The organism is Flavobacterium sp. IB48 (assembly GCF_016405855.1).
Taxonomy (GTDB): domain Bacteria; phylum Bacteroidota; class Bacteroidia; order Flavobacteriales; family Flavobacteriaceae; genus Flavobacterium; species Flavobacterium ginsengisoli.
The window spans coordinates 120,135-133,892 of the sequence record NZ_JAEFCA010000002.1 but is presented as its reverse complement, the minus strand read 5'-3'; the positions used below and the strand labels follow the sequence as shown (position 1 = coordinate 133,892).

Here is a 13,758-nt window from a genome sequence, read left to right as displayed (position 1 = left end):
AAAATTAATTTTAATCAGAAATCAGCTTTTAATGCCTGAGCTTAAGATTATTTTCTAAAATATTATCTACCTTTGTTAGCGAAAGGTGCTTATGACACCTTTTTTCTTTAAAATAAAAAATGTAAAGTATGCAAAACATTCCTAGTGTAGACTTACGTGATTTCCTTTCGGACGACCCGAAACGTAAACAAAAATTTGTAAATGAAATCGGCAGTGCATTTGAAAATATTGGCTTCGTAGCCTTAAAAGGTCATTTCCTTGATGATCAATTGGTAAACGAACTTTATGGTGAAATTAGAAACTTTTTCGCCTTGCCAATAGAAACTAAGCATAAATATGAAATTCCTGGAATCGGCGGACAGAGAGGTTATGTTTCTTTTGGAAAAGAGCATGCTAAAGGACGTAAAGAAGGAGACTTAAAAGAATTTTGGCACTTTGGCCAATACGTTGACAAAGATTCAAGATGGGCTTCAGAATACCCAGACAATGTTGAAGTTACCGAATTACCACGTTTTAATGTAGTTGGTAAAGAAGCGTATCAAAAATTGGAGAAAACAGGTGTTTATGTTTTAAGAGCTTTGGCTTTACATTTAGGTCTAGATGAGTTTTATTTTGATAATTATGCAAAAGAAGGAAACTCAATTTTAAGACCAATCCACTATCCTCCTATTACTTCTGAGCCAGAAAATGCGATTCGCGCAGCTGCTCACGGCGATATCAACTTAATTACTTTGTTGATGGGAGCTCAGGGTAAAGGTTTACAAGTTCAAAATCATAATGGCGACTGGATTGATGCTATTGCTGAAGATGATGAATTAGTAATCAATGTTGGTGATATGTTGTCTAGACACACCAACAATAAATTAAAATCTACAATTCACCAAGTGGTAAATCCTCCAAGAGAATTGTGGGGAACTTCACGTTATTCAATTCCATTTTTTATGCACCCTGTTAGCGATATGCGCTTAGATTGTCTTGAAAATTGTATTGATGCTGAAAACCCAAAGAAATACGAAGATATTACTGCGGGCGAATTCTTATACGAACGTTTAGTAGAGCTAGGTTTAATCAAAAAATAGACTTACATAATTTTTAAAATTAAAATTCCAAATTCCGAGCTTTTCTTGGGGTTTGGAATTTAATTTTTAAATATCTTTATGCTTGGAATTTATTTTTAGAATAAAAAAAATATGGACTTAAAAGATCAATTAAAGAATCTATTTCCAGATCACGTAGAAACAAATGAACCTGAGCAAGTTGAAGAACAAGATCATGTTTTGTACGTTCAGAAAGAACCTATGATTTGTAAATTTGAAAAAAGAAAAGGAAAACCAACAACTATAATTGAAGGTTACGAAGGCTCAGATGAAGATTTTAAAATCTTAGCCAAAGAAATCAAAACCAAATTAAGTGTTGGCGGAACTTTTAAAGACGATTCGATTATAATTCAAGGCGATTACCGAGATAAAATAATGGCAATCCTTAAAGAAAAAGGATTCAAAACGAAACGAGTTGGGGGCTAAAAAGTTTTAGGTTTCAAGTTATTCGACTAACCTGAAACATTGAAAAAAACTTAGAGCCTCAGTATCTCAGAACCTTAGCAACTAAAAAAAAAATGATACAATCTTCAGAATTGATATTAAATCCAGACGGAAGTGTTTACCACTTAAACCTTCGTCCAGAACATATAGCACACGACATTATTTTTGTTGGTGATCAAAACAGAGTTGAAAAAATCACTCAATTTTTCGATTCAATCGAACATTCAGCTCAAAAAAGAGAATTTAAGACTCAAACCGGTATTTACAAGGGAAAAAGAATCTCTGTAGTTTCTACAGGAATTGGACCTGATAATATTGATATTGTATTAAACGAATTAGACGCTTTAGTAAATATTGATTTAAAAACGCGTCAGCCAAAAGAAAAATTAACTTCTTTAAATATTATCAGAATAGGAACGTCAGGTTCTTTGCAGGAAGATATTCCTGTAGACAGTTTCGTGATGTCAAAGTTCGGGTTAGGATTAGACAATATGCTTCGCTCCTATTTAATTGATGATGTTTCTATTACAGAAATTGAAGATGCATTTGTAAAACATACCAATTGGGATCCTAAAAAAGGGAAACCTTATGTTACACAATGTTCTGAAAAATTAGAAAAATTAATCGAATCAGATCGAATTTTCAAAGGCATTACCGCAACAGCCGGTGGATTCTACGGTCCGCAAGGAAGGGTTTTACGTTTAAATATTCAAGACGAAGAATTGAATAATAAAATGGATAATTTTAGTTTTAATGAAACTAAAATCACTAATTTAGAAATGGAAACAGCAGCAATCTATGGTCTTTCTGCGCTATTAGGACACAATGCATTATCACTTAACGCTATTATTGCAAATCGTGCTAGCGGAACTTTTAGTGAGGATCCGTACAAAGCTGTAGATGAATTGATTGCTTACACATTAAATAAATTGGCAGGAAACTAATTAATTGGCAAATTGATGGAAAGTGTTATTCTCAAATTTGAAAAATTATTGAACGAAAATGTACATTATTTTCCAATAATAGACCAGAAAATTTTAGAAGAAAGAAAACCTAAAAAATGGTCTAAGAAAGAAATTATAGGTCATTTGGTAGATTCAGCCGTTCATAATCTTGTCCGTTTTACAGAAATTAATTATGTTGACAAACCTTATCAAAGAAGAACTTATGATCCAGATGCTTTAGTAGATATAAATAAGTATCAGACAATGGATATTGAGGAGCTTACGCAATTATGGTTTGTCATAAATAAACAGCTTGTAAGACTGATGAAAACAGTTGATCCAAAAGCTTTAGAGTATGAAATTGATTTTGGCGATGGATCTCTAGCTGATTTACGGTTTATAATGACCGATTATGTAGAACATTTAGAGCATCATATTAATCAAATAAAGTCATAAAATTATGTTTTTACGAGTTGCGCGACATACAAATGATTTAGAGAAAATTGAGAATTTTTATGTAGATGTACTCGGCTTTGAACGATTGGGCGGGTTTGAGAATCATAATAATTATGATGGTATTTTCATAGGAAAACCGGGCTTAGACTGGCATTTTGAGTTTACACAATCTGAAGTAGCGGCCAAGCATACTTTTGATGAAGATGATGTAATGGTTTTATACCCTAAAACTATTGCAGATTACGATAAATTAGTAAATAAATTACCAAAGTATAATATTGCAGTTATACATGCACTGAATCCGTTTTGGAATGAAAATGGAAAAATGATTCAGGATCCAGATGGCTATAGAATCGTAATATCACCTTTAAAAGCTGTAATCAGCGAAATTGAATAATGGAACAAGAAACTCACAAGAAAATATTATTTAAATACTACAGTGATTATCTAGACGAAGTAGTTTCTGAAACGATGTGGGCAGAAATTATAGATTTAGAAAAAGGACTTTTTAAGTTGGATAATATCCCTTTTTTCGGCCCTTTAATTGCTACTGATGATATTTTTTATGCAGAATATGACGAAACAGAAGAACGTTTCATGCATAGAAAAACGATTCAAAACTCTGGAAATTCGATTGTTCAGATTGCTGTTTTAGAAAAAGGTTTTGATAAAGAAATTATTCGCGAAAAATTAAAAGCAATAAATTGTTTGTCTGAAGGATTAAATGAAACTTTTTTTGCAGCAGAAATAGCCAAAGATGTAGATTATTCTTTGGTAAGAAATCTATTGAGTGAATACGAATCACAAGATATCATTGAATTTGCAGAACCTTGCCTTTCAGAAAAACATAGGGCAGATTTATTAAAAAACTAAACTAATAACGATAAGATTACGCATACCAATCAACTTAACTTAAACTTAAAATAAATGAAAACTGTCAAAATTGCGGGTGTTCCAGAACACTTCAATTTGCCGTGGCATCTATGCATTGAAAATGGTGAATTTGAAGAAGAGAACATCGACTTACAATGGACAAATGTGCCCGAAGGAACGGGTAAAATGTGCCAAATGCTTCGTGATGGAGAAACAGATCTTGCTGTTATTTTGACCGAAGGAATTTTAAAAGATATTTCGGCTGGAAATCCGAGTAAAATTGTTCAGATTTATGTGCAATCTCCTTTAATTTGGGGAATTCACGTTGATGCAAAATCTGATTTTAAGACCTTAAAAGATCTTAAAAATAAAAAAGTGGCAATTTCGAGAATTGGTTCTGGATCACAATTGATGGCTTATGTAAATGCAAATGAACAAGGCTGGGAAATGGATGATCTTGAGTTTGAAATTGTAAATACTATTGATGGCGCTGTGGATGCTTTAACGAGCAAGAAAGCCGATTATTTTATGTGGGAACGTTTTATGACAAAACCTCTTGTAGATAAAGGAGTTTTTAGAAGAATTGACGACTGCCCTACTCCTTGGCCTTCATTTATAATTGTAGGCCGTGATGAGTTTTTAAAAAAGAACGCCAAAACAGTAGAAATGATTCTCAAAATAATCAACAAAACAACAGTTGATTTTAAAGAGATTCCAGAAATCGACAAGAAATTATCAAAGCTTTTTAATCAAAAAGCAGAAGATATTAAAGAATGGCTAAAATTGACTCAGTGGTCACAAAAAAATTTGACAGAAAAATCTTTTAATAAAATTCAAAATCAATTATTTGATCTGGGAATTATTGATAAAAAAAGTATTTTTGTAGAAACAGTAAAAGCATTGTAATACTGCTTTTTGATTCGTATGATGAAATTCCCTAAAATTGACTTACCGTATTTAAAATCCAAGCTACAGGTGAAATCACCGTGGGACAGGATTATTATTTCGATTTTAAGTCTTTTAATTACAATTCCGATTTTCATCATTCTGCATCAAAATTTAATAGATTTAGAATGGGCGTTCAATCTCGATCGCGTATTCATCTTTATTTTTGTTTTTGCAGCCATATTTTTTCTTCTGATGTATCTCAGAACAATAATTATTTTATGTGTTGCCGTTTACTTGATAATTCTATTTTACGGATCGGTTATTGGAAATTATGGTTTTAGCGAAATCTCAGAAGATTACAATTCTATGATTTACACCATGTCTGATAATCCTTATCCGCAGGACATTATTGTAGCAAAACTGCTTCCGTTTCCTAATAAATCAAAGATTATAAATGCTATAGAATACCAAAATCCTAAAGTGCGAAATTTTGCCATTATGGCGACTACAAAGCATTTTAAAAAGATTAGAGGCTATTCAGATTATCGAACTATAATTCAGTGTTTTGCAGTTTTTAAAGAAATAAACAGCAGATGGAATTATGTAAACGATCCAAAAGAAGGTGATTACATCGCAACTGCCAGCGAATCTCTTGAATATTTTTCAGGCGATTGCGATGATCACTCTATTTTGATGGCGGCAGCTGTACGAGCAATTGGCGGAACTCCTCGCCTTATTCATACCAAAGGACATATTTATCCCGAAATTTTAATTGGTTCAATGATTGATCTCGAAAAAGTCAATTATTTGATCAAAAATGTTCTTTTTGTAAAAGAAAGCTACGGCAAAAAATTACACTACCACATAGACGAACGTGGACAAGTCTGGATGAATCTAGATTATACTGCAACTTATCCTGGTGGCCCTTTTATGTATGAGGAAATTTTGGGAGCTTTGACTCTTAATTAACCTGTCTCAAAGTGTCTATTTTCTAATTTTTTATTGCTACAATAGTCAATACTTAAGTGGTTGGTTATCAGTAAAAGTCCCAAAAACAAAGACTTTTCAAATTAAAAGCTATTCGATTTAAGAAGTAAAAAAAATCTTTATAAATATTTGATTCCGAATATTTTAATGTTATTTTTTTTTGTAACTTTTTCCTGTTTAACTTTTAATCACAAAATCATGAAAAACTCTAAATTATTTACCCTCGTAATTGCCATTGCTGTCGTCGTATTAATTGTTTCATGCCATCGTAAAAGAGACAAGCTTGTGAATTCATGGAAAGTTACTGCTGTAGAACCAAAAGAAACTGTTTCTGATTCTACAAAAAACGCAATTTTAACCAACGGTATGCTTACTTTTACTGAAGATGGGCATGTAACAGGATATTTGCTTCGTGAAATCACAGACGGAACTTATGCGCTAACAGAAAAAGGTAAAAAACTAGTTATAAAAGACGAAGTTGGCACGCCTTACGTTTGTGAAAGTACTATAACAGATGATAAGTTAATTTTAGACACCAAAGAAGCCAAACTAACATTTGATAAAATTTAAATAATAATTACATCGTAATTCAGTACAAAAACCATTCGCTACAATTGTAAAGAATGGTTTTTTGATTTTTAAAGTTAAAATAAATATCTTTGCACTTCTTAAAATAAGTACTGGCATATGTGAAAAATAATTTCTTTCAGGAAAATGTAGTAAGCGACCACAACTTTGTGGCTGCTAGATTATTTATCTTTAAAAGAAAGGAATTATGCTTATTCTTCAAAATATCTCATATCAGCATGAGAATAAAGACATGCTGTTTCAAAACATTAGCTTTACGCTAAACAATCACGATAAAACCTCTTTGGTTGGAAATAATGGTGTTGGAAAATCTACACTTTTAAAAATTATTGCTGGTGAATTACAGCCTTTTTCAGGACAGATAATTCAGAATTCTAAGCCCTATTTTGTTCCACAATTGTTTGGTCAGTTTAACGATTTTACGGTTGCTGAAGCTTTGCACATAAAGGAAAAAATAAGTTCACTTAAAGAAATATTTGAAGGTATTGTGACTGAAGAAAATCTTCAATTGTTAGATGACGACTGGACGATTGAAGAACGCTGTAATGAAGCTTTGTCTTATTGGCAATTGCATGATTTGGATTTGAACCAGAAAATGGAAACTTTAAGCGGCGGACAAAAAACAAAAGTCTTTCTAGCCGGAATAATGATTCATCAACCCGACTTGGTTTTATTAGATGAGCCTAGTAATCATCTAGATTTTGCCAGCAGAACGTTACTGTATGATTTTATAAAATCTACCTCTAGTACATTACTTATTGTCAGTCACGACAGAACATTGCTCAATCTTTTGAGTAAGACGCTGGAAATGACCAAAAATGAAATTTCTGTTTATGGAGGGAATTATGATTTTTATAGTGAACAGAAAAAAGTTGAAAATAATGCCTTAGAACAAGATGTTCAAAGCAAGGAAAAGGCATTGAAAAAAGCCAAAGAAAAAGAACGAGAGAGTATTGAACGTCAAAATAAACTAGATTCGAGAGGCAAAAAGAAACAAGAGAAATCGGGTGTTGCCAGAATTATGATGAATACGCTCAGAAATAAAGCCGAAAATAGCAGTTCTAAGATTAAAGATGTTCATGCTGAGAAAATTAGTGGAATTTCTGAAGATTTGCGACAACTTCGATCATCACTTCCTGCAATAGATCAAATGAAATTTGGTTTTAATAATTCTTCTTTTCTTAAAGGAAAAATTCTTTTTAAGGCTTCAGAAATCAATTACAATTATGGTGAAAGGAATCTTTGGAATGAAAATCTAAATTTTGAAATTCTGTCAGGAGATCGTTTGGCTGTAAAAGGATTAAATGGCTCTGGAAAAACAACTTTAATTAAAATTATTCTTAGAGAATTAAATCCAACCCAAGGACAAATAACTTGTTTGGACAAAAAAGCAATTTATATAGACCAGGACTATTCTTTATTAAACCAAAATCTTAAAATTTACGAACAAGCGCAGGTTTTCAATGATTGCGGTTTAGAAGAGCATGAAATCAAAATGAGATTGAATCGCTTTTTATTTTCTAGAAATGATTGGGACAAACCTTGCAATGCACTGAGCGGTGGCGAAAGAATGCGCTTAATGTTATGCTGTTTAACGATTAGCAATGAATCGCCTGAAATTATAATTTTAGATGAACCAACAAATAATCTGGATATTCAAAATATAGAAATATTGACTTCGGCTATCAACGAATATCAAGGCACTTTAATTGTGATTTCACACGATCAATCGTTTTTGGAACAGATTAATATTGAAAAAAGTATTTTACTTTAAACAAAACAGTTAGCGCTGAGAATTATCTCGGCGCTAATTTTTCAATTTCATTGCAAATTAAATCTGGTTCTTGAAGTGTAATATAATGACCACTTTTTTCTGCAAAAATCTGTTTGCTATTTGATGACAATTGCAGTAAATCTATTTGCAATGTGTTATGTATAGCCAAATATTCTTTTTCTAATTTTTTATCCTTCATTCCTTCTACTCCGTCAGGATATTTTGCAGTGATTATTGTTAATGGAACCGAACCAAAACCATTTATTGCCGAGGCTTCCTTCATTAGTTTTTTATCATTTTCAAGTTCTGTCATCATTCCGTCAAAAATGCGATAAAAATATTTTTTTACATTTTGATTGAACCAATGCGTTTTAGGAACAACGGTTGTAAAACCAGTATTACTATAAAGGATTCTAATAACGCCAATTTCGTTCAAAAAACTTAAAAGTATTCTTGGCGGAGGTTGAACCGAATTTCTCAATGCTTCTGACGATTTTTCTAACTGCTTTGGATGTGTTACATCAACAAAAACAATTCCTGCCATATCTTTTTTATTTTTTTGAAGAAAAAATCTTGAAGTAATTCCACCAAAGGAATGTCCAACTAAAATGTATGGTTTTGGACAATTGGTCAGCTTCAGTAATTCTTCTAAATCGCTAGAATATCTTTTTAATGAAATTTCTTTAGAAGGATCACTCCATAAAATTCCAGCTTTATCATAAGAAATTGTGGTGTATTTTTTAGAAAGTTTCTTTTGGATTTCCTGCCAATGCAGATAATCTCCACCTAAACCAGATTCAAAAATTATGGTACAAGAACCATTTCCTTGCTTTTTGTAATGAATATTTCGGCCATCTATTTTTGCAAATTCATTATTATCAGGACGTTTACTGTCAAAGTAAAAGCGTGCAATTTGTTCAAATAAAAATCCTATAAAAATTAAAACTAGAAATGATATGAATGCTATTTTTAAGATTTTGAATATATTTTTTATCATTTTATATTTTTTAGAATACTTGCTGTAAGCTCCAAAAGTAAACCTATTTTTGCTCTAATTCAAAATTATTTATAATTATTCTAAATAATACTCAGCGATTTTATACTAAATAATTTATAGCCAATTTTTTACATAAAATCAGTAAATTGCAGAGAAGCTTTCTATAAAGCTATTTCTCTTTAAAATACACTGTTGAAAATCAGAACTTAACGTTTAATTAAATGTCTAAATTTATGAAACTAAAAAACAGAATTCTTCCTGCCCTACTTGCTTTTACATTATTAATAACTGAAACTGTCTTGCCTTGTACGAGAGTCGTTTATGAAGGTTTAAGCGGAACAATTATTACTGCACGTTCTATGGATTGGAAAGGTGAAATTCCGGCCAATTTGTGGATCTTTCCTCGTGGAATTGAAAGAGCCGGAGAAGTTGGAACCAGTTCTATCAAATGGAAATCTAAATATGGAAGTGTAATTACAAGTTCGTGGGATATTGCCTCTTCTGATGGAATGAACGAAAAAGGACTTGTAGGCAATCTTTTGTGGCTTGTAGAATCGCAATATCCTGCATTTGAAAAAAATGGAAAAGTAAAAGGTTTGGCGGTTTCGTTATGGCTCCAATATGTTTTAGATAATTTTTCGACAGTTGCAGAAACAGTATCAGCATTAGACAAGAACGATTTTGTGATTACTTCTTCTCATATTCCAGGAACTAACATTTTTGCTACTGTACATTTATCTATTTCTGATTCTAGTGGAGACAATGCTATTTTCGAATATATAAACGGCAAACTGGTTATTCATCACGACAGAAAGTATGTAACGATGACTAATTCTCCAATTTTTGATCAGCAATTGGCAATTAACGCGTATTGGAAAGGAATTCCTGGCACTATTATGCTTCCCGGAACCAATCGTGCGGCTGATCGTTTTGTAAGAGCTTCTTATTATATCGATGCCATTCCGAAAACAGATAACACTAGAACAGCTTTGGCAAGTGTTTTTGGAGTAATTAGAAACTGTTCTGTTCCGCTAGGAATTTCGTCTGAAACCGAACCGAACATCTCCTCTACTCGCTGGAGAACAGTTGCTGACCAAAAAAACTTGGTTTATTATTTTGATAATGTTCTGAATCCAAATGTGATTTGGGTTGAATTCAGTAAAATTGATTTTAGTGAAAAAGGGAAAATCAAGAAATTAAGTTTGGCTAATAATGAGAATTATGCAGGCGATTCACTACTAAATTTCAAGGAAACAAAGCCTTTTCAGTTTGCAGGACTTGATTAAGGTTAATCAAAAATACAGTTAAACCCTTCAAATTGAAAAGTTTGAAGGGTTTGTTTTTTGAAAATAAATCAAAAAAAATATTGCGCAGTCAAATGACTTCATTATATTTGCAGTCAAATAACTGCATAATGGAAATTAGAAGAGACGTTTTTCAAGCAATAGCCGATCCTACTCGAAGAGCTATTTTAAGTTTGGTTGCCATTCAGGCTATGACTCCTGGGGCAATTGCCGAGAATTTTAATTCGTCAAGACAGACGATTTCAAAGCATATTCAAATTCTAAGCGAATGTGAATTGTTGCATCAAACACAAAACGGTAGAGAAATTTATTATCATTTAAATCCAGAAAAAATGAAAGAAATTGACAAATTCATCGAGCCATTTAGAAAAATGTGGGATGATCGTTTTAATAAGTTAGAATCAATTATGAAAAACTATAAAAAATAAACCATGGAAAAGAAAACCAAAATTCATGCTGAAGACGACCGACATGATCTTGTAATTACAAGAGAATTTGATTTGCCTGTAGAATTATTATTTAAAGCTTATGAAGATCCTGAAATTGTAGCGCAATGGATGGGAACAAAAGTTCTGAAGCTTGAAAATAAAAAATATGGAGGATGGGAGTTTGAAACTAGTGATGCCAACGGTAATGTAGTTTTTAAAGCTAATGGCGTGATTCATGATTTTGTTCCAAATCAAAAAATAGTACGCACGTTTGAAATGGAAAATATCAATTTTGCACCTCAATTGGAGTTTTTAGAGTTTGAAAAACTAACTGATGATACCAGTAGATTAACGATGCAGATTATTTACAAATCAATTGAGCATAGAGCCACACAATTAAAAATGCCATTTGCGCAAGGATTAAATATCGCGCATAATAGATTAGAAGAAATTGTAACTAAACTTAAATAAAGTAATCATGACAAAACGTAATAAAATTATTTATTGGATTGCCACACTTTGGCTGGCTTTAGGAATGACTTCTACAGGAATCGTACAGCTTATACCAATGAAAGAAGAAGCTGAAATGATACAGCGTTTGGGGTATCCTCTTTATTTCTTGACTCTTTTAGGGGTTTGGAAACTTTTGGGTGTAATTGCTATTTTGATTCCTAAATTTGGTTTATTGAAAGAATGGGCTTATGCTGGCTTCTTTTTTGCGATGTCTGGAGCTGTTGTTTCGCATTTGGCTGTAAAAGAAGATGCTTCAACACTTTTCGGACCAATATTATTAATTGTTCTTACTGTAGTTTCTTGGTATTTTAGACCAGAAAGCAGAAGATGCACTTCTAACTAAAAAGTCAAAATCATGAAAAAACAACTGACAGCAAACCAACAAGAAGAACTTTTAAGCATTCTTGAAAAACGTTTTGAGAAAAATAAAAGTAGACATGAAAATCTAGATTGGTCAAAAATAGAAATCAAATTAAAGGCAAATCCGTCAAAGTTATGGTCGCTTGATGAAATGGAAAGAACGGAAGGCGAACCAGATGTTATTGGCTATGATCAAAAAACGGATGAATATTTGTTTGTAGATTGTTCTGCAGAGAGTCCAAAAGGACGCAGAAGCATTTGCTATGATCATGAAGCGTTGGAAAAAAGAAAAGAACACAAACCTGCAGACAGCGCTATAAATATGGCGCACGAAATGGGAATAGAAATTTTAAATGAAGAACAATATAAAGATTTGCAAAAGCTAGGAAAATTTGATGCCAAAACTTCAAGCTGGATTTTAACTCCATCAGAAATACGAAAATTGGGAGGAGCAATTTTTTCAGATTTCAGATATAATACTGTTTTTGTATATCATAATGGTGCCGATTCTTATTATGCCGCGAGAGGTTTTCGTGGTTTGTTAAGAATTTAAAATTAAAGTCCTTCAAGTAATTTGAAGGACTTTTTTTATTCTCTTAAAATTTTTTCCATTTTTTTGCCTTTAGCAATTTCATCAATTAATTTATCTAGATATCGTATTTTTTGAATTAAAGGATCTTCAATCTCTTCTACTCGATATCCGCAGATAACTCCAGTGATTTTGGATGCATTCGGATTGATTTCTGGAGCTTCGGCAAAGAAGGTTTCAAAATCTACTTTCTTTTCAATTTGTGCTTTAATTTGCTCGTCACTATATCCTGTAAGCCATTTGATTACGATATCTAATTCTTCTTTTGTTCTTCCTTTTTTTTCGACTTTTTGAATATATAAAGGATAAACGCTAGAAAATAGTATTTTGTAAATTCTTTCTGTTTTCATTGTAGTATCATTTTGCTAGAAATGCAGTTATGTAAATATAAATCAAAAGCTGTTAGAATAAAAATACAAACAATATTTAATACCTTAGAGTTTCAAAAAGTCAAGGAATTTTTAAAAGTTATTTCTATGGAAAATCAAGATAATAAAACACCTAAAGTAATCGGAATTGGCGGCATCTTCTTTTATTCGGATAATCCAAAAGAAACAAAAGATTGGTACGCTAAAAATCTAGGATTTGATATAAATGCGTGGGGCTCTTCAAGCTTTGATTCGAGAGATTTAGATAATCCAGACCAAATAAATTCGCTGCAATGGAGTCCGTTTCCAAAAGGAGATGATTACTTTTTACCTTCAAAAAAGGATTTTATGATCAATTATCGTGTGCAGAACATTGAAGGTTTGGTGGAACAATTAAAAGAAAATGGCGTGACAATTTTAGACAATATAGAAACTTACGATTATGGTAAATTTGTTCATATTATGGACGCTGAAGGCAATAAAATCGAGCTTTGGGAATCTCGTTGAGTTAACGAATGATGGGATTTAATTAGACATTCTTTTAAAATGTCAAATATCTAAAAATACTTAAAATTATATGTTTAATACATTAGTTAAAATCAATTGCCATTCAAAAAATAAATTCTTAAAACTAATTGCGAGCAATTTGCTAGAGAAATTTTATTGTTGCGAAATAAACTGTGTGGAAATGGACAAAAGCGTTTTGTTTGCACATCACGGCCGTGGATGCACCATTGTAGCAGCTAAAATTTGTGAGAATGTTGTCATATTTCAAAACGTATCTATCGGAGCAAATTTAAAATACAATAAAATTAGTAAGGAATGGGAAAATATTGGCAACCCGATTATTGCTAAAAATGTTATTATTGCCGATGGTGCCAAAATTTTAGGACCAATCGTAATTGGAGAAAATTCGGTTATTGGTGCGGGTTCTATTATTACAAAAGACATTCCGCCAAATAGTATAGCTTTTGGAGTAAATAAATTTAAACCAAAAGACGAAAACTATGATTTAATATTTAACTCCAATATGATTCATTTTCAGAAAATGATAGAAGTCAATAAAAATTTGATTACAGCGTTTAACAAACAAAATGGCATTATTTAATAAAACAAAAAGCCTCTATTAGAAATAATAGAGGCTTTTT

General features: G+C 31.9%; 19 protein-coding genes. 17 read left to right on the top strand and 2 right to left on the bottom strand.

Annotated elements, in window-relative coordinates; genetic code table 11:
* The first annotated feature begins 128 nt into the window (after positions 1 to 128).
* From JC605_RS07765 to abc-f, 10 genes are all read left to right on the top strand, one after another.
* Complete coding sequence (locus JC605_RS07765) at positions 129 to 1,079, top strand: isopenicillin N synthase family oxygenase (RefSeq protein ID WP_198855658.1); 951 nt, start codon at positions 129 to 131, stop codon at positions 1,077 to 1,079.
* A 111-nt stretch (positions 1,080 to 1,190) separates the two neighbouring features.
* A complete protein-coding gene (locus JC605_RS07760) occupies positions 1,191 to 1,523 on the top strand; it encodes a translation initiation factor (RefSeq protein ID WP_198855657.1) in 333 nt (110 codons plus the stop codon).
* A 92-nt stretch (positions 1,524 to 1,615) separates the two neighbouring features.
* Entirely contained in the window at positions 1,616 to 2,485 is an 870-nt protein-coding gene (locus JC605_RS07755; RefSeq protein ID WP_198855656.1) for a nucleoside phosphorylase, read from the top strand.
* Between the two features lie 15 nt (positions 2,486 to 2,500).
* On the top strand, positions 2,501 to 2,941 hold the full coding sequence (locus JC605_RS07750; protein ID WP_198855655.1) for a DinB family protein: 441 nt from the start codon (positions 2,501 to 2,503) through the stop codon (positions 2,939 to 2,941).
* A 4-nt stretch (positions 2,942 to 2,945) separates the two neighbouring features.
* Complete coding sequence (locus JC605_RS07745; protein ID WP_198855654.1) at positions 2,946 to 3,338, top strand: VOC family protein; 393 nt, start codon at positions 2,946 to 2,948, stop codon at positions 3,336 to 3,338.
* Positions 3,338 to 3,814: a DUF4265 domain-containing protein gene (locus JC605_RS07740; RefSeq protein WP_198855653.1), complete on the top strand. Its 477-nt coding sequence runs from the start codon at positions 3,338 to 3,340 to the stop codon at positions 3,812 to 3,814. The genes JC605_RS07745 and JC605_RS07740 overlap by 1 nt, the downstream gene beginning before the upstream one ends.
* Before the next feature lie 54 nt (positions 3,815 to 3,868).
* Complete coding sequence (locus JC605_RS07735; RefSeq protein ID WP_198855652.1) at positions 3,869 to 4,720, top strand: substrate-binding domain-containing protein; 852 nt, start codon at positions 3,869 to 3,871, stop codon at positions 4,718 to 4,720.
* An 18-nt stretch (positions 4,721 to 4,738) separates the two neighbouring features.
* Positions 4,739 to 5,671 carry a transglutaminase gene (locus JC605_RS07730; protein WP_198855651.1) on the top strand — a complete coding sequence of 311 codons (933 nt, stop codon included), beginning with the start codon at positions 4,739 to 4,741 and terminating at the stop codon, positions 5,669 to 5,671.
* Positions 5,672 to 5,887: 216 nt separating this feature from the next.
* The gene (locus tag JC605_RS07725) at positions 5,888 to 6,259 is read left to right on the top strand and encodes a hypothetical protein (protein WP_233074056.1); all 372 of its coding nucleotides are present in this window, start codon (positions 5,888 to 5,890) and stop codon (positions 6,257 to 6,259) included.
* A 205-nt stretch (positions 6,260 to 6,464) separates the two neighbouring features.
* Entirely contained in the window at positions 6,465 to 8,051 is a 1,587-nt protein-coding gene (abc-f, locus tag JC605_RS07720) for a ribosomal protection-like ABC-F family protein (RefSeq protein ID WP_198855649.1), read from the top strand.
* Between the two features lie 22 nt (positions 8,052 to 8,073).
* On the opposite strand, the gene JC605_RS07715 is transcribed toward abc-f, so the two are convergent.
* Positions 8,074 to 9,048 (bottom strand): alpha/beta fold hydrolase, encoded by a 975-nt coding sequence (locus JC605_RS07715; protein ID WP_198855648.1) that lies wholly within the window; start codon positions 9,046 to 9,048, stop codon positions 8,074 to 8,076.
* Positions 9,049 to 9,281: 233 nt separating this feature from the next.
* On the opposite strand from JC605_RS07715, the gene JC605_RS07710 reads away from it, so the two are divergent.
* The 5 genes from JC605_RS07710 to JC605_RS07690 all read left to right on the top strand — a co-directional run bounded on the left by JC605_RS07710 (position 9,282) and on the right by JC605_RS07690 (position 12,206).
* Positions 9,282 to 10,334, top strand: coding sequence for a linear amide C-N hydrolase (locus tag JC605_RS07710; RefSeq protein WP_233074055.1), 1,053 nt, complete (start codon positions 9,282 to 9,284; stop codon positions 10,332 to 10,334).
* A gap of 128 nt (positions 10,335 to 10,462) precedes the next feature.
* A complete protein-coding gene (locus JC605_RS07705) occupies positions 10,463 to 10,780 on the top strand; it encodes a helix-turn-helix transcriptional regulator (RefSeq protein WP_198855646.1) in 318 nt (105 codons plus the stop codon).
* A gap of 3 nt (positions 10,781 to 10,783) precedes the next feature.
* Positions 10,784 to 11,251, top strand: a complete 468-nt coding sequence (locus tag JC605_RS07700) for an SRPBCC domain-containing protein (RefSeq protein WP_198855645.1) — start codon at positions 10,784 to 10,786, stop codon at positions 11,249 to 11,251.
* 7 nt (positions 11,252 to 11,258) lie between these two features.
* Positions 11,259 to 11,636 carry a DoxX family protein gene (locus JC605_RS07695; RefSeq protein WP_198855644.1) on the top strand — a complete coding sequence of 126 codons (378 nt, stop codon included), beginning with the start codon at positions 11,259 to 11,261 and terminating at the stop codon, positions 11,634 to 11,636.
* A gap of 12 nt (positions 11,637 to 11,648) precedes the next feature.
* The gene (locus tag JC605_RS07690) at positions 11,649 to 12,206 is read left to right on the top strand and encodes a DUF4256 domain-containing protein (RefSeq protein ID WP_198855643.1); all 558 of its coding nucleotides are present in this window, start codon (positions 11,649 to 11,651) and stop codon (positions 12,204 to 12,206) included.
* Positions 12,207 to 12,241: 35 nt separating this feature from the next.
* Here JC605_RS07690 and JC605_RS07685 read toward each other — a convergent pair whose 3' ends face one another.
* Positions 12,242 to 12,592, bottom strand: coding sequence for a DUF2200 domain-containing protein (locus JC605_RS07685; protein ID WP_198855642.1), 351 nt, complete (start codon positions 12,590 to 12,592; stop codon positions 12,242 to 12,244).
* Positions 12,593 to 12,718: 126 nt separating this feature from the next.
* Here JC605_RS07685 and JC605_RS07680 point away from each other — a divergent pair, with 126 nt between their 5' ends.
* Positions 12,719 to 13,117 (top strand): VOC family protein, encoded by a 399-nt coding sequence (locus tag JC605_RS07680; RefSeq protein ID WP_198855641.1) that lies wholly within the window; start codon positions 12,719 to 12,721, stop codon positions 13,115 to 13,117.
* Positions 13,118 to 13,298: 181 nt separating this feature from the next.
* The gene (locus JC605_RS07675; RefSeq protein WP_233074054.1) at positions 13,299 to 13,718 is read left to right on the top strand and encodes a serine O-acetyltransferase; all 420 of its coding nucleotides are present in this window, start codon (positions 13,299 to 13,301) and stop codon (positions 13,716 to 13,718) included.
* Positions 13,719 to 13,758: the final 40 nt, after the last annotated feature.